Raw genomic sequence first — 18,700 nt, 5'->3', positions numbered from 1 at the left:
TACGCCAATGGCGGGGCGGAACGAAACGTCAATAGCTACTAAGGACGTTGTTTGATTTTTGAATAAAAATTCTGAAAGGCCGATGGAGAATTCCATCGGCCTTTTTGTATATAGCAGACTCGGTAGATGTCTGAACAAACTTTGGCTTTTATTAACAATCAATAATGGTTGTGAAAATGTAAAAATTCCTATAATGAGGAGTGATATGGAAAGAAAATCTCAAAAACGGCTATTTAAAAGCCTTATGGGTATGTTGTGGGGAATCGGCGGAATGTCGACAATACAAGCAAATCCTCAGGTTGATAATCTTTATGAATATCCCGGAGCTCCAAAGTTTGAATTTACCAAAGAAAATTTCAACGATTATCCCGATGTCGAAGCTAGTGCAGCCAATCCCTATTTGGAAGTAAACCTTAGCTCAAATATTCCTTATTCCCCGGCCAATTCTGTTGTCATTTCAAGCTCGATACGCGGTGCTATTGGAATGTCTCATGCGAAATTTTGCGGGACCCTATCGTCATTTGGTCCTTTTCTCAACGCACAATTGATGAATAGACCCGGAGCCCTTGAAAATCTGGCGCAGCTCAACGACAACATTGATTTTGTCCCGGTGACAAATATGCAGCTTTTTAATGAAATTTGGTCGAATCCACAGATTTTTGTTAACAGTCGTGCGGGGATGTATGGCGGAACTGTTTATTGTTTAGACATCACGAATGGCGGGATGTTTTCGTCCTCGAGTTATCCCAATTTTTTCCAGAAACTTTATGTTTCCGGTCACCAACCCATCGATGCAGGCCGCTTCAGTACAAGTGATCGTAGCGTTATTGGACAAATACATGAACTTTTAGCGGAAAGAAGCCCGATTTCAATCGGAGAAGTCATGGGAGTTATGGGAGGATATCCTCTCCCCAATCCATCGGGGTTTGTTTGTTTCCTCATTGATCGCGCGGCACAGACGATTTATTTGGCAACCTTCAATTACGTTCCTGGTAAATTCGAAAATGTCTTCACCCCTGAAAGGTTTGGCACTTGGATACAGGAGGCGTCTAGCGGAATATCGCAAGTGAAAAATATAATTGAGACGGGAAGAGAGGTGGTTACCCAATTGTCGCCCTATTTTTCGAAGACACTTGAGAGGGTATCCAATAGTGATAACCTATTGGCATTTAGAGGCGCAAACATGGCATCAAATGCCGCTTCAGCATTCGGTCTCAACAGATTTATAGGCGACCGTATCCCAGAGATGTTTCGCCTGCAGGATCTCTCAGGCGAGAAAAGGCCCATGAAAATTCTTGAGAAGATATCCCGTTCGCTGGAACCATCAAATATTGCGCGATTAAGAGACTCGATCCGCATTTACGATACGGGGACGTTGTTACCGAAAAATTTTGTCCAAGATTTTATAGAAAATCCAAAAAAAGCAACGACGCAACTCGCCTCGAGAATGAAGCAAAATGTGTGCTGCCTAATTGTGACCTCGGGGCGCATTATGCTTCAAGATTTTTTCCGGACACTCTACTATCTCCGTCGTGATACCTCTGCCAACAGTTTTGTTCCAGAAATCGTAAATGCGATAGGCTTGAGTGATCAGCGAGTCATATCGGCATTGGGAACGAAACATGTCGTAGAAGAACTGGCGAGTGGCCGTGTGATTTTCTTAGTGTTTGATACCACTTCAGAGCAGATTTACTGGGTTCGAAACAGTGTCCAACAGAAATTTCAAATCCCCAATATTTTTCAGTAAGTAGTTTCGGCAGATACCTAGTGGCCTATGCCTAAGCGGGAGAACTACTGGAACCACAAAAGCGTTAAAACAATCAACGACAGCTGATGAAAAATTCTATCGGCTGTTATGTTTTTTAAGAACGCCTTGAGGTAAGTTTTTTCAATAAAAAGTTGTAAAACTCGAAGACTTTATTATCGTCCACGGCTGGGTGGATGTTATGGATGATTCTCAAAAGGAATTCTTAGAACTCCTCGTGTATCTGTTTTTGCGGTACAACAAGTTTGACGAGGCCTTCGCGATCGCGCGTGTACTTGCGCGCTACTTCCCGAGGGATCCGTTTGTTGAGATGTCGCTCGCCTTTGCGGCGTTACAGTCTGATACGCCGAGTGTCGCGATGGAGGCGGTGACGCGTGCTGAAGGAAAGGCAACATCGAAGGAATTCGAAAAGCTCTTTTGGGTTCTGAAAAGTAAAACGCTTTGGGCACTGGGAAAAGATAACGAAGCGCGTGCATCCTTTACGCATTTTTTGGAAATCCAGGAGCAAGATCTGCGGCTCGCGGTTGCCTGTCCACAACTTAAAGCAAAGGTCCGGTCGTGAGCTTCCAAACTAAATTTAGTCAGCTATTAGCGTCGTTTTCGAAGTACAATGACGTCTTTTTAGCCTGTGTTGTCGTCGCGGTTATCTTGTTGATGATCTGTCCGGTCCCGGCGTTTATTTTCGACGCACTGCTGGCGCTCAACTTATCGATGAGTATCGGACTTCTAATGCTCTCGCTCTACATCCCGCGGGTGCTGTGTATTTCGACATTCCCCAGTATTCTATTGTTTACGACGATGTTCCGGTTGGCGCTGAACATTACGAGTACACGTATGATTTTGCTGACAGCGGATGCGGGTGAGATTATTTTCACATTCGGAAACTTCGTCGTTGCGGGTAACTTCGTTGTCGGTGCGGTTATTTTCGGTATTTTGCTGGTTGTCCAGTTTGTCGTTATTACCAAGGGTGCGGAACGTGTCTCGGAGGTCTCAGCGCGTTTTACCTTGGATGCGATGCCGGGTAAGCAGATGAGTATCGATGCCGACTTGCGGGCAGGGAGTATTGATACGGAGCAGGCGAAACAGAAGCGTTCGGAGCTCGAGCAGGAAAACCAGCTCTACGGAGCGATGGATGGTGCGATGAAGTTCGTTAAGGGAGATACGATTGCGGGTCTCATCATGACCGCTATTAACATCGTCGCGGGGTTGGTTATTGGTGTCTTTCAAAAGGGAATGGAACCGGCGAAGGCGATCCAAACCTATGCAATTCTGACGATTGGTGATGGTCTCGTATCTACATTACCTTCATTGCTTATTTCCATTACGGCGGGTGTTATCGTCACACGTGTAAGTTCGACAGATGCCAAACCGCTCGGTAACGATATCGGTAAGCAGCTCTTATCGCGGCCGAAGGCGCTTATGATTTCGGGATGTATGATTGTTGGGTTCATGTTGATGCCAGGATTCCCAAAATTACCCTTCTTAGTATACGGTGTGCTCGTTTTCCTTGCGGGGAGATCTCTGATGCAATCCGGAGGTGCCGATAAGAGTGCCCCAAGCATTGCCAAGGTTCCCAAGAATACCGGGCTACCATCTGATTTAGCTCCGGATAAACCGACCTTTAAGGAAGATAAAGGGGAATTTTCGGTTACGGTACCGCTCTTATTGGATGTGGCGACGTCAATCGAAGAATCGGTTGACCCGATGGTTTTGAACGACCAACTCATACAGGTCCGTAAAGCACTTTATTATGATTTAGGAGTTCCATTCCCAGGTATTCACCTTCGGTTTAATGAAAACCTAACAGACGGAATGTATCAGATTCTGTTGCAAGAAGTGCCGGTTTCGCAGGGACGGATTTTAAAGGGCAATGTTTTGGTACGTGAAACAAAGGAGAGCCTTGGGATTCTCAATATCCCGTATCAGGAAGAAAAAGCATTTTTGCCCAATATTCCCGCATTGTGGGTTTCGCGGGATCTCATTCCGCAGATGGATAAGGCGAGCATTAATTATATGACATCCCCACAAATTTTGACGTACCACCTCTCTTTCATTCTTAAAAAATACGCGGCAGAGTTTATCGGTCTCCAGGAGACGCGGTTTATCCTCGAGAATTTCGAAAAGAATTTCCCCGAGTTGGTCAAAGAAGTCCAGCGTGTGTTGCCGGTCCAAAAGATTGGTGAGGTACTCCAGCGTCTGGTACAGGAAGATATTTCTATCCGGAATCTGCGCCTAATTATGCAGTGCTTAATTGATTGGGGACAGAAAGAAAAAGAGCCGATTTTGTTAGCGGATTATGTACGTACGAGCTTGAAGCGCTATATCAGCTATAAATACAGCGGCGGTCAAAATATTTTGGCGGTTTACCTATTAGATCCGGCGGTTGAAGATGTGATCCGGAAATCCATCCGTCAGACATCGGCGGGGAGCTACTTAGCGCTCGAACCCAATACTGCGAAAAAGATTGTGAGTGCGGTTAAAGAGGCCGTTGGAGATTTCTCTCAGGAAACGAACCGACCGGTACTGTTGACGTCGATGGATATCCGACGGTATGTGCGGAAACTGATCGAGCTCGAACTCTACGAATTACCAGTCTTGTCGCACCAAGAGCTGACGGAGGAGATCACGATTCAACCACTCGGGAAAATTTCGATATCATGAAGAAGCGCACGTTACGAGAACAAGTAATGCGAGCCAAGGCGGAGGCACTCTTACAAAAAATGGGTGCTCCGCTTACGTCATTAGATGCGGTTGAAGAGGCGCCGATTGCGGTCCTTGATCCGCTAGAAGTACGCGCGCAGGCCGAAGCGACATTACAACAAATTGAGAATTTCTTTCAAAAGCTTGGATTTTCGGAAGATCATCAAGAAGCACTTTTTGAGCTTCCTGCGATTAAGGAGTGCCTCGACGAGATTGCGACGACGGTTACACGCGAGCGCATGGAGCTCGAACGTCTTTTCGGAAAACCGCGCGAAGGTTGGCAACGCCTTCCGTACGAATCAGAGCTTGAGGTAGAGCCGATATTGGAAATACCAGAGTCTCCGGAACCGATCAAAGAAATCCGTGTTACCGAGGTCCGCGATGTCCGAGCCGCTGAACAGCTTGCGGCGATCCAAGAGAAACTAGCGAATGCGTTTGAAACCGTTCAGGAGATCCAGAAGCAGCAGTTCAAAGTGCCAGAGCTTCCACGCTTACGGGTGAGCAATCGTCCAGAGGATGTTAAAGTAGCACCTCAAATTACGTTACCAGAGGCCGCGAAGCCACAATTCCGTTTCAACGAGGAAGTTGGGCATCATTACGCCGATCAGCTGCAGATTGTCGTCGAGACCGATCCCTTGGAGGAGGCAATTGAACAGACCGCAATCTTAAAAAATGGGAATCAAAAACCAGTCTCTACTGCAAAAGCCGCGGGAGTGTCCACGAAATCTTCAGGGAATTCTACGCCGGCCAAAACTAATGCGGGGCTTCCGCAAAAGAAGGAACGGGCGTCGATCGAATTTGCTCAGAAAGACCCGATTCAGTCTTCTGAAACAATTCGCATAGAGGCGGAAGGAAATTCGGTCAAGGTGCGCAAAGCAGAGGAAATTCTCGCGGCGCTCGATGCCTTATCCGAAAAGGAGTCAGAACCAGAACCAGAACCAGTTATGGAGACCGTCGTACCAGAGGTCATAATGCCGGATTCGCAATTATTATCGCACCGGGCGTCGACAACGGCGACTCACCATGGCAATGTCGTTCTAGCAACACTACGCGCACAGCAACAACGCGAGAATCCTGAAAAATCACTCGCTGAAACGATTTTAGAAAATGTCACTTCTACCAATGAATCGGTAGACGGTACGGAACACCGCTTAGCTTCCACCTTACGTCGGGGGGGATTTCGACGAATTTCATTATAACACAAAAATTTGGAGGGATAGGAAAAATGGTTGACCAATTGACAGACATCAGGATTAACCCGGAGGAGTATCCGGCGGGAAGTATGGGGTCGATGATCCCGTGTACGACCGATCCAACCAGTGTCTACAACAATCCGTTTAACGAAAAGCTGAAGTTCTCGATATTTGAGGTCGAGGCTGATGTGTCAGACGATTCGGAAGCACCTAGTCCGAAACCCGATCGCGTCGATAATCCGGGTAACGTACCGACGGCATTTTCTCTGGGAATTTCCGAACTGAAACCGTTTAACGCGCCTAAAGAGACAGCGAAGGTGATTAACGATTTTTTCCCAAATTGTAACCCGCCGGTCATTGCGGGTGATGTGCAGCCCCGTAAGGAAGCGCTCGATAAGGATCGTTCCGATAATCTGGAGAAACTTCCAAAAGATATCCTAAATCCTGTTGAAAAGCTCTTAAGCCCGGAAGACGGTCCCGGCAGTAAGGATTTTGAGTTTAAAACGGAAAAACCTGCAGTTCCTGATACGACGCAAAAAATTTGGCCAAAGCCCGAAAATTACGGTTTTGGGGAAGAAGACGTCCAATGGCTGACATTTCTAGGAAAAGACCAGTTTTTTGTCGATACGGGGTACAAACTTGATGGAACGCAGCTCTTGAATCCCGAAGTTGCACTACGCAATCGCCTTCAAAACCCGACTAAAACGAATAGCGATGTAACGAGACAATCTGAGTGGGATACGACAATCACACGGACAAGGGGCGTTTGGGATAAAGCCTCTGAGAAATATTTGAAAGACTTAGTCTTTGCGCCCGATCTCCAAGGTATTTTCGGCTGGAATGAGCTTGTGGCTCACGTGAATTACTATCTCGCAAAGGAGTACATGGATGCGGCGGCAAACGTACTTGTTAGCGACGATACCGTAGTACTCCGAGAGGATGCCGAAACGGGGAAGTCCGACGCCTGTACGTCAGAAGATTGCAAATACAGTGTTTCCGTTATCAATGCATTACAGCGTCAGATTACGCATCAAACCTCCTTTTTGCTCTATCAGGACCAAATCAGTGCTAATAAAGACTATAATCTCCGAAAAATTCTCGGAAGTCTGTTTGCAAATTCCGAGCAAAGTGAAAGTACGGGAACAGGTGACGTAACGGAGAGCTACGTCGATAAGATCTGTGAGGACCTCGTGAAAGTAGGCGTCGGAACTATTCTCAATGTGCTCAATAATCAGCAGCGCAACGAGACAATGATGGAGAGTATTGAGGAAACCCGGCAAGCTGCGGATAATGCTCTGAAGGCAAAACTTATTAGTGCGATCGACGACTATATTGGTTCCGTTGGTGACAAAGAACAGGGCTATTCCCCAGAAAATAACTGGCTGCGCATGTACGTTAAAATCCCGGATCAGGAAGTCGGGAAGCAGATCGCGGCATTGACACAAAAGGCTGTAGAAGAGGGGGTTATTGATGCCGATGACGCAGATGTCGTCAAAACGAAAGTCAAAGAAGAAATTCAAAATCTCTACGTTACACTTTTAGGAGACCTCACAATTGAAACTGTTCGGCGCTATCGTCTAAAAGCCCAATTGGCGGCAATTGAACAACACCTCAAAAAGCTCGAAGTAATTCAAGAAGGGGCACAAGGAGCTACGGCTCCAACGCTGACTGTTGGTAGTGATGGCATTGCAGTCGATGCTAGTAATTACGAACTCTACTGTAATGCGTTAAAATACGTCCAAAGTCGCTTGATTTTAGCACAAAATGAGGCCCATTCGTCGGTTTTGTTTACGGAGAACGATATTGTCGATGGTAAACCGCTTGAGCAAAGCAATTCGAATTACCAGACCGTTGTTAATTACCTGACTGAAAGCAATACATTCAAGTTGGAGAATTACGTCGAGCTCGCGCTGAAGGAGGATCTCAACAACACAATCGAGCAGACGATGCAAACGGTTTTAACGGAAGAAGCCATCCGTATCGCCCTTAAAAAGGTGACAATTCTCGAGCAGCAAGAGGACGGTACCGAAAAAAAGCGTCTTTTGACACTCGATGAGCAGGAGGATGTGCGCTACGCCATGATGGGGGCATTTTTAAATGATCTCAAAACCAGCATCCAACGCTATGTTTTCGACGGTATATCGGATGATTCCAGAAAAATTGTCGGTGTCTCGGAGAACGTCGCAAATGGCCAAACGGCAGATCTTCAAATACAGGATCTCGTGCAGGTTGGTGTGGCGAACTTTCTCGCTGGCGGCGCGACGGAGGCCGAACAAAAAGAAGCCGCATTAAAATATGACTTTGTACCAAGTGTAGAATCAGAACGTCCGGCGGCACAAAAGTTACGTGGCCATATCGAGGCGGTGTTGGACTATATTTTAAGATTTGGTTCCGATCGTACGGATGCCAAAGAAGCGTCGTTACTTATTAAAAGTATCGATGGCCTTATCACGGAAGAGACTGTCGTCAAAGCCTACCGCTTGCAAACAGAGGCACGGCTCAATATGTTACGCGATATTATCGGTGGCGTCGAAATGCCCAATTATAACGGGACGACGATCGCTGCCCAAGGTAATAACGATCTTGAACGGCTTTTGGAGTATCTCTATGCCAAAATTTTACAAGATCACTACGCGCCATTGATACATAACGAGTTTGTTCAACACACGCAGAATTTGACAGACTGGTTTACAGAAGGGCAACAGCAGCAGCGGGCTCGTTCGTGCACTGAAACCGTAACAAAGTTACGTGAATTGCGCGAGACGTATGGGGAATATTACGAAGCGATCCAGAATTTTCCCTGTCACGGAAAATCGTACCTCGCGGATCGCACCACGGCGACGTACACGCGGTACCCAGAGCTTACCAATCAGCATGATCTGTTTGCGAGCTTCACACAGGGCGATGGCGATACCGGTATTCTCAATATCGAAGCCTTTCTCGAGGCGTATCAGCGCGTATATGAGAATTATGGGCGTAAGTGCTATGGTGAGTTTAAAAAGTACAGCATTAGCGATTACAGCGTCGAGCTTTCAGCCCTGATTACAAAATTCGGTGAACAACTCGTGGGTTCCGAGGAGGTCTCGTTATGGGATAGCGATGATATTTTTGCCAGCGCATTGAAGGAAGCGCTCCAGAGTGAGGTTATTGCCCTTAAGCGGGAATTGGAAGCCATTGACCTCTATGCAGAATACGAACGCGCTAATAAGTTCCGTAAAGAGTTGCACATCTACCTCCTGGAACATGAAATCGAGGGTTGGCGACAGAATCAAATTAAGCGCCAGGCACTGATTAATCGCGTCTATCGGATTGCAATCGATTGCGGCATTATGCGCCTTAACGCCGATGGGACCTATACCTCGGGCGTCGAAAGTATGGCGACATTTGAGGGCGAGGTGGAGTACAATATCAATGCTAAGAGTTACAAATATGTGCTATCGATTCTCGACGTATTGAAAAACTATTCTGAAGATACAGACATCGAAATTCTTGTCGCGGAGATCCTTAACGCGGTCAAAGCCTACAAGGAAGCCGACCTCTATGCCGAAAAAGAGCTGGCATCGCAGTTCCGCCATTTATTAAAAACGACACAAAATGTTCCTTATACAGACGGCGTATCGTTATTTCAATATCTGACAAAATACGTTTCTTCGAGGTCTATCGATTTTTCGCTCCTGACGCTCTATCAAAAGGTTTATCCGGCGATCATGACAACGGGTAGTACCCCTGCCGGTGTCCAATATCTGTGTAATGAGGTGATCGATACAGCCAAAGCGGAGATCACAAAGCAAGCAGAGGCAGTACGTAATAACATCAAGTCATTGCAGGATCTCATGTCGGACTATTTGGGGATTGTTGCCGTACAAGAGGATACCGCGACTCAACAGGAGCTGTCGATTGACGAAGCAATGGGAAAGCTGATCGCCGGGTTGCAGAACTCACTTGTGACAGTCGACCTTGCGATCGAAGCTGAGGGTGGATCGGCCAAAACGGCAAACCTATTGATTGATGGCTATAACGGGATCGCAAACTCTATCCAAGGACTCATTGCAGATGGTACGCTTCAAAAACTGACCGCCAAGGAAGATGCTGTAGAAGCCTTCAAGGAGGTGCGCAGTCAGATCGAAAATGTACGTAATGATATCCAAAAGAAAATCAATGGAGAGGGAATTAGCGCTAGCGAATTAGGAGGGAATTTAAGTGCACTTCAGAATGCGCTTGGAGACCTCATTAATATCCTTAATCACCTCGAAGCGGCCTCTTTTGTCACCAAGGAGAATGCGATCCATGCCAATTGGTACGTTGATGGTGTTTATGATAATAAATCTCAAAATATCCGCTATCAGATCGTTAAAAATATTGTCGACACCTACAAACTCGAAAGTGACGATTCCGCCGATGATTCGAGCTATACCGTCGCAACGAGCACAATCAAGGAATCCAATAATGACGCAAAAATCCGTAAAATTTTACAGCCATTGCTTATTTATCTCAAAGATGGCGTGAATACCTATGATGTCGTCGCGCAACTTAGCAAATTGGAAAATGGGCCCCAATTATTGCCGCTTAAAGGTCAGGGAGTACAGGTTGATTCCTGGGATTCGTGGACCAATCTTTCGGAGGATGTTGCGCTTGAAGACTTTAACTTAGAAACCATCCATGGGAGTGCGCAGTCGTACAGTCAGTTGATATCAAACTTCGACCAGCTCTTATATCAACTAACAACAACGGATCTGAGTACTTTGAACGCCACGGTGGTTCCAAATGATGATTCATTGGTGACGAGGTTTGGAGGTTTGGAGTATCTAACGCAATTGTCTTGGTTTAACAAAGAGGGTGTGCGTAACGCCCCTGAGGGCATCAATGAAAATGTCTATGTCACAAATAAGATCATCGAAGCCTATAACGCGATGGTCGATTTTACAAAGGTAACAAAAGTAGAAGGCAATGCGGGAGTGGAGGGAGAGGGGAAAACACCTCAAACACTTCTTTGTATTCAGGATTTTCTGAGTGAGGTTCAGAATTATGCGAAAAAAACGTCTCCAGATCAGAATGCAGTAGCCCAACTCTGGACGAAATTTGATCAACTTCAAGCGCGATGGAATGATTTCATAACACAAATTGATGGCATCAATGCGCAGGTCAAGGAAGGCACAGTGATTTATGCGAGTGAGGCCGGCGAGGATGGCAGTGTTGAGGAGATTAAACTTTCGAATAAAGCTGCTGGGAGTGTTTCGAATGCGTTCTCGAATATAAAAAAATTTGCGCAACGGAATCGCGATCTTCTTTTGGCCAACGTTTTGGCACTTGTATACCCGAAATGGACGGAAGATTTTTCGCAACTCGAGGGGCTGCAGGCTAAATTGAGGGAGTTTGTCGATGATGGTACTGGAACCCAAAATTTTTCGATTACGGAGACGCAGTACCGCGAGCTCGTTGATTTGATCGATAATGCTGTCCATATCGACGCTCTCAGCCCGGAACAAATGACGATCGATGATTCGGCCGATAGTATTGCCCATCAAGTTCAACAGGTGAAAACCGAACAGCCAAAGTACGCGATTTTCGATGATCAGGCGATCGCACAGGTTGCGGATGTTAAGAATGTTTATCAATCATTCTTCGTCGAAGAAGAAGTTGCTACAGCGACACTCGCGGCCGATGATGCAGCAAAGAGTACAGAGAAACACAATCTTCTGCTTCAAATTTATTCGGCAATCGGACAGCTTGTTGCGGGAAGTGAAATCCCCGAGGCGACAATAAATCGTCTTAACATCGGCGATGATCTCTTAGCATTGAGCACTTTTCGTACAGCTGATAGCGACAGTGAAACGACGGATATTGTGACTTTTAACTCGAATAAGAGCGGTTATAGTCGCCCGTATGACCGGTCGCGTTTTCTGAGTGTTCTATTAGAGCAGGTTTATCAGAAAATCTATAAGTACTTTTTCACGGAAGATAAAACGCCCGAGAATACAATCGCTAACCCAGCTATCATTGCATACAAAGAAGCGTGGGGAAGCAGTGCTGACAAAACCAACACACTCATTAGCGCGTGTAAAACATTTTCCGAGGAAGTGTTAAAAATTGTTGGGACGGCTGCGAGTTCAGATGGAGGTGTCGCCTCAGGGTTACACGCAACGCTTGATGTACTGAGTAATCTCCTCGATAAACAGGGAAATATGACCGAAGCAATATCGCTCGCAATCGAAAATTTCGATCCAGAAGATATCCAAACAAATCAGTGGAGCACGATTCTCCAAAACTGGGGTACGGGCACGGACTTGACACACAATGGCCTCAGTTACTCCGTTCAGAAGTTTTATAATGTTGATCCTCAAGGGAATAATACGACCTTTTTCGCCCTCCAGCAGGATAATAACTACCTCATACTCTCTTCAGAAGAACTCGAACATTGGTATGATCTCGTCAACGCGCAGATTGCCATTTATGAAGGAAGTTTCCGTAATGCGGCCATGGGGGTGATTGCTGCAGCCAATAAAGATGAGCAATTCAAGTGGGAAGAACATGTTACCTACAAAAGTGCCGGCGCTTTTGTTCAGGCCATTGTGGGTGATACGCTTGTTGACGACCAGTTGACGGACCAGCTTAAACGCCTCACGGAAAGCGCTGCAGATCTTTCCCCAATTGCGATGTTTAATGGTTCCTACGGCTACGTGAATCAGCAAACACTCAAAGGTGTCAGGGATAATCTCGACGCCCTGTATGATGTTACGGTTTTTCATGACATTGCCGAGGCAGAAGTGTTTAATGATTTATCGTTAAACGGTCCGGCTGCCGTCGAAGCCTTGGCGAAAAAGGTTGATGTCTCGGAGGATTCTGAAAATATTGAAGCGGCTAAGACCTATTTTATTGCCCTTCAAAAAAAGGAGCTCTACGATGCTTACACACAGGCATTAAATACTCTTGTACAATCGGGATCGATCACATCAACGGCCCAAACGTATAACAGTGCTACGTCCACACCTAGTCGGGCGGATCTGGAAGCAAAGGTCACAAATGTTCTGAAAGCAGTTTATGATAAAATCGCGTCGCAAAAAAATGTTTGTGGATTAAATAGTACGTTATCGCTTTATGTTGAGGGTACGACTCCATCATACGGTGTCGAGTCAACGGAAACCGGGAAACGTGCAGTTAATATCACCATCGATCAGGCATTGTTCGATGCGGTTCAGGAAATGCGTGACGATTATTTTTCGCTGTGTGTGCAAGATCTTCGCCGGGAGATTTTAAGTGGAGTGGAGAGTGTATTTAATGAAGCAGACAAGGGATATACTGAAGGAGCACTTTGTGGACTCAAACAGCTTTTGACGAATTTTGAGGTCCAATACAACGGAAGCACGAAGCAACTTCTCTTTGGATCAACCGCAGTCAATTCAGCCTACATTCTCGATAAAGAAGCAGCTGATCCAGTGATGACGGCGATTCAAACGCAGATCGGCAATCTAAAGACAATGAACTGGCCTAATCGCATTGAAGGGATTGAGGAGATTGACAAGCAATTTCTCGCTGAGGTTGCAGGCAATGACGACAGTTACGGTTTTAACTACGAGAATTGGAGATACGGGACTGGACCAAATGGCATTCCGATCGAATACTGGGCAGAGGATTATGCAAAAATTTATATCGACAGCTTTAACAATGTGAGATGCGGGAATAATGTTGGTATTGGGCCCACTTGGAGTAATGCTTTGTGGAATCTGGTTTGTGACAGCAATGCTAATGCCACCACATCGGAAGTATTAAAGAGGAAGTTGAATGAGTTGTATACCAACTTTGGTTGGCTGGGCCAGCATCTGGCCGGCGTCAAATATTGCTTGTTGAAGCATATTTTATCAGGAGAACTCTTGGACTTCGATAAACCTAGTTTCGAAGAAATTCAGGCGCTACTCGAGGATTTTGATACCCATGCCTTCGCTTTGACGCAAGATGAATATGAGAAATTTAGCAATAGTGCTGAGGACACCATAAGGGGATTTTTGACAACATATTTGTGCCAGAAAACTGCCTCCACATATTCGGTTACCCCGTCCAGTAATCAGTTCAAAACTGCACTCGATGAATTAATAAAGAATCAAAATGCAGATACTGGAGCAACAGTAGCGACACTATGGGCTACAGATACTTCTCCCAGTCCGAGTGATAGTATCGCCCCGATCGAAGAGGCGACGGTTAGTGATGAGGAAAAACAGGCCGTTGTGGGTATCTACCTAAAGGATGTTTTGGTACCACTTCTAGATGAACTGGCGCAACAACATGCCGCTCAAAATTATGCAACGATCACCGGTATGATCACCAATATCGCCACGGATCCGGAATATGAACCTCAGAACGATATTGAAACCAAAACCAAGGCATTTCAGGAGGCACTGGATGAACTTGTTTTGTTAATCGATGAAGCGGGTTATTCAGCTACAGCACCGAGCGCAGCGCAAACGGCATGTGTCAACGCACTAAAAACGGCTTCTGATGACCTATTTGCGGTTGTTTCTGGGGAGCCAACCAACGTGGGTGCATTTCAATCGCTGGCATTTAAAGAGAGCAGCGATTCGACATATGTTGAAGCTAATAAAGAAGGAGAGTTCAAGTGCACGGAGGAGGAAAAGGATGCGTATATCACCGCTTATCAGCAGGCTTTCCAATCAGAATTGACGGATTACCTGGTACACGAGCTGTTTTCAGACGTTTATGAATTGGTTAAAGATGGTATCATCAACTTGCCTTTAGCGGACTTCCAGCAATTGTTAAAAAGTATTTGTCCTGAGACACACGATCTTTGGAGGATCGAACAGACATTCCAAAATCTTCGAGATGTTACCAATGGCGTCACCTCTTCTTCGACAACCAACGAGAAAGCAGATGTCATTTATCGTAACATTGGTACGGCATTGAGTGCCGTTGAAACAATGCTAAATGCGGTATGCCTGAATAAGTCCATAGAGGGAGGTTTTGATGCTGCATGGACAATACTCCAAGACACAGAACTCAAAAACTTTTATTTAGGCGAAAAATCAGACGAGGCCGAGGCCGTAGTAGCAACATTTACCATCGATAACGTTATCACGGAACTCCGGGGTGATAAAACGATAAGTGGTACGGAAGAGACCCGTCCCGCGACAATCGAAGAGAAGATTGTCGCGGATCGTTTAACCGCGATTAAGCCCTTTATCGACGCGTTGTACGAATTGCAAGGATGTAAGTCAGAAAATTTTGAAAGCGCGCTCGACAGCCTTCAGAACTATCTGGGGTATCAAGATGTCCCATCGAGCATGTATCCCATTCTGAATAACATCCTTGGTAAGGGATTTCAGGGCATAATAATGACCAGCAACGAGAAACTTACAGAAGCGATTAAGGGACTCGAGGAACTCAAGAACACGATCGAAAAGCTCCATATTCTTGCCGTGTTTGAAGAACGGCGCGGCGGCGAAACAGATAATCCGGGGGCATTGCTCGATAAACAGGAAAAGATCGATCTTCGACAATTCCTATTTGGTGTCGATGAAAAGGGCGAAGCCGTAAATGAGGGCGGCATTGACGTATTCCGAAACGATACGACGCGCAATGGCCTCAAAACTGTTCTCGATGCGCTCATTGCTAATACGGAGACCGATGGACAGACGAAAGTTCTGCCTTCGGATCTATATGCCGATATGATTACGCCATTTGAGACGTTAGCAGTTGAATCCGGGGCATTGGCGGCGTTGCGCGATCCTATTTTTCAAACGGTCGATCGATGGAATGTTCTGGCGTCGGTCTACGGTCTCCTCGATAACGGGAAACGAGAAAATAAGCTGACAGAAGCCCTCCACAAGATTGAAGAGACGCTGCTTTCAAATGTCGATGCTGAAGCGGAAAATCTTCAAACTGGGTTTAAGAATATTGCCAATCTCTCGCGTATTACCAATACTGCCGATGCGGATCGAGCGGAAGACGCGAGCTTCTGGCAGCTGACTCAGGCATACAACTCTACGGTGGAATTTTTAAAAAATGCCTACACACAACAAGGAGGCGCGTTAAAAAATACAGAATCGCTTCTCAAGGAGTTAGCACCCGTAGAAGAAGACAGTAGCAACAACAAATCGGAATCGTTGATTTCCAACCATGAGGCGTTGATCAAGGCTATAGAGGATCAAGTCACGACATTAGAGGGTTATCGCGTAACCCGGGAGGAAAAGGATTCAAGTGTTACCTACACCGTCCGCTTGAACAGCGGAGGCCGTTATGAACTGTCTGAGAGTCAAGCGCAACAACATGATCAGTATCTGACACACCTCGAAGAAAGTCTTTACCGCTTTGCGGCGTCAATCTTTTTTGCCGGTGTCGCCCGTTTGTATAGAAGCTCGCTCACAACCGAGGCCATTACTAATTTGCGCGATGTTTTGGGACATTGGGTCCTGGGTGCCGAACAAGAAGGGTTAGCTTCCAAATTCCTTGATACGACAGTAAGTGACGGAGGATTACAGCAGATGCTCCATAAGGCTTATGTCACCGCAAATGAGATTGATACACAGTCGCCATTAGATGATGTTTTTGCCGCTCAAGGGAGTCACGAGACAGCGAGTACGACAAGCCTCAAAGATCTCTATGATAGCATGCAGTCCGTGTTTACATCGGGATCGGCATTAGCGGAAGAGTACATTAACAATCTCAATACGTGGTTATCCAACTTTACAACTAATTTTAGTACCTTTGCTTCACCCGATAAAACCAATGCCAGTGCGGCATTAAAAGAAATTTCCAAAGTTTCCTGGGACGGCTATTTCCATAATTTCGGCAACTCTGAGGGAGGAATCACGACGGAACGATTATTGCAATCTTTCGAAGCACTAAGGGAAACTTTAAATAGTCAAACGAAAGAACTCAGCGATGCTATTGCGAATTTTCAAACAGCATACACGGAGGGTGGGTCAGATCTTTTATCCCAAACCGAGACGATTGATAACGCTTTCAAGACGATTGTTCAGAAACTTCGGGAGGTTCAAGATAGAGATAATCCCGTTATGGCTCTACAGCGAGCAGGGGCTATCGATTGGCAATCAGGGGTACAGAAGGTAATTGATGCCGTTCAAGAAGTGCGTGCACAGTATGCCGTCGCGTCGCTCAATAAAGTGTACAATTTTACGAATGGAGCGGATCGAGAACAGTTGAAAGTAAAATATGGGGCGTTGCTCGCTCCAGAGGGGCAAGAAGAGGTACATGAACTTGATCTAGCTAAAGCTATTGCCAGTGCTATTCAAACACTCGACGATAGCTACGGGCAAGGGGAGACTCTGATTAAATGTTTTGTGGAAAAGACCCAGGGAACGGGTAATATCTCCGATTCGAAACTGAGCTCCAAGCTTCGCAGTATCGTCAATAAAACGCTTGGCGACGAAGTAACGGCTAATTTTTCAAGTCTTAGCGATGTTTCTAAAGCCTTTACCGATTTACAAAAAGCGTTTTGGAAGATTCTTAACGACCAGTGTACCAGTGAAGATTTTATCAAGCAGCTGAAGGAACTATCTCAAATCCCGACCAAACTGGTAAACGGCGCATCTGATCGTCGTAGTCAAGCTGTTCAGATATATGAGGATAAACTCGTCAAATTATATAATTTCATCCGCGGGGAAATTGCTAGTTCTGGCGAAAGTTCCGAGGACAGTTATTTCTCTGGAGCATTGCTTGACTTCGCTAGTCGTCTGAAGGGGGGCATTGATTCGAATACCTATTATACAACTTACCGCAGAACGAGTAATGATAGCGTCTTTACGCGGCTCAAAGATCTGGTCAATTTTGCTGGCATTCTGGACCGAAATGAAAACGTCAAGCTCAGCGATTTAGAAGCAGCAGGCATTGGCGATTTCTTTAAGGGTCTCAATATGGCCTTCTTCCTCATATTTTTGCAAAAAAAATATCCAGAATGGAATAGCGATGAAAATATGCTGCAAAAGCTGAAGAGCGAATTTTATACTTTTGTTAAAACAGGTGAATCAGTTGTGCAGATTGCAGGTGATCAAAAACCATTAGAAGGTCCCGAAACGATTGCCGACGACGAAATACTCAATAGTGCTTACTATACCTGTGGGGGAACTGATAATACCAAGGTTCAAGAGCTCTACTCGAAATTCATGCCGTATACGGGCGACCTAAAAATCATCGACGATAATGCCTATTATTGCGCTTACGTTCCGAAACCCGGTGATGAAGAGAGTAATGAGAAGGAACGACTTTTTGTTCCCTTAGATGCCCAAGCGGGGTGGATTTATCGGATCCAAGACGAGCGCAACGGTATCATTACCTTCGATGTTAACCAGAAAAACCAATACATCAAAAATAACGGGAATTTTTATAAACTCGCCGAAAATGACGTCGCCTTTATCCAGGTCTCGCCCGAAGAGCACGTCCGCATTTTGATGCCAAATCGCCGCTGTAATAGCAATAAAGAGGAGGTCATCTCTTCCGCACTCCCCGGCAGTGAAGCCGATAAGAAACTCTTCGTTCTCGGAGAGAATGATGTCGCCTATCCGCTATCGAAGTACAAGTTGCTCTACAAGGTCTACGATGGCGATTATATGTCCTATGTAGAGCCAGATGCCGTTGAGATCACAACGACAGAGAACGAGCAGGAATCGGGTGGAACCGCTGAAGGTGAGGATGTTACCGGAGACACCGATATCTGGAAGACCTATCAGGATTCGATTATCTATTATGCGGCGACAAAACAAGGATTTGCTGAAGTAACTGACATTCCGAGTGAAAACAATCCCGGGAACGACGAAAAGTACTATATTTGTGCTGATGAAGGGCAATACACGGCCGTCGACGATATTTATACGCGCTACATTTACAAAATTGAAAAATCCGTCAATGGCGAGTCTGAGGAGGGAACTTATTATCAAGTGGTAGGCTCCAAACTCGATGCAAACGGCGAAGTGGTTTCATATTACCTGGAGGACGGTGATAAAGTTGATGTCGTTGCCAATGGAAAGCATCTCGATATCCCGTTGTACTATCGATCCACTCAAGGGGATGTGAAATT

5 protein-coding genes (1 of these 5 running past the window's edge) are annotated in these 18,700 nt (G+C 45.8%); all 5 read left to right on the top strand.

Annotated features, from left to right (window positions below):
* Positions 1–205: 205 nt before the first annotated feature.
* Positions 206–1,747 carry a hypothetical protein gene (locus LW808_000375; GenBank protein ID UPA28523.1) on the top strand — a complete coding sequence of 514 codons (1,542 nt, stop codon included), beginning with the start codon at positions 206–208 and terminating at the stop codon, positions 1,745–1,747.
* Positions 1,748–1,937: 190 nt separating this feature from the next.
* Complete coding sequence (locus tag LW808_000370; protein ID UPA28522.1) at positions 1,938–2,327, top strand: hypothetical protein; 390 nt, start codon at positions 1,938–1,940, stop codon at positions 2,325–2,327.
* A complete protein-coding gene (sctV, locus tag LW808_000365) occupies positions 2,324–4,426 on the top strand; it encodes a type III secretion system export apparatus subunit SctV (protein UPA28521.1) in 2,103 nt (700 codons plus the stop codon). The genes LW808_000370 and sctV overlap by 4 nt, the downstream gene beginning before the upstream one ends.
* A complete protein-coding gene (locus LW808_000360; GenBank protein UPA28520.1) occupies positions 4,423–5,664 on the top strand; it encodes a hypothetical protein in 1,242 nt (413 codons plus the stop codon). The genes sctV and LW808_000360 overlap by 4 nt, the downstream gene beginning before the upstream one ends.
* A gap of 26 nt (positions 5,665–5,690) precedes the next feature.
* Positions 5,691–18,700, top strand: the 5' end (the start) of a protein-coding gene (locus LW808_000355) for a hypothetical protein (GenBank protein ID UPA28519.1). 16,402 nt of this gene lie beyond the right edge of the window; only the first 13,010 of its 29,412 coding nucleotides appear in the window; its start codon is at positions 5,691–5,693; the stop codon falls past the right edge of the window.

It is taken from the genome of Verrucomicrobiota bacterium, from assembly GCA_021294815.2.
Classification (GTDB): domain Bacteria; phylum Verrucomicrobiota; class Verrucomicrobiia; order Opitutales; family LL51; genus LL51.
Note: the sequence above shows the minus strand (reverse complement) of the source record. Positions and strands in the feature narration are given on the sequence as shown.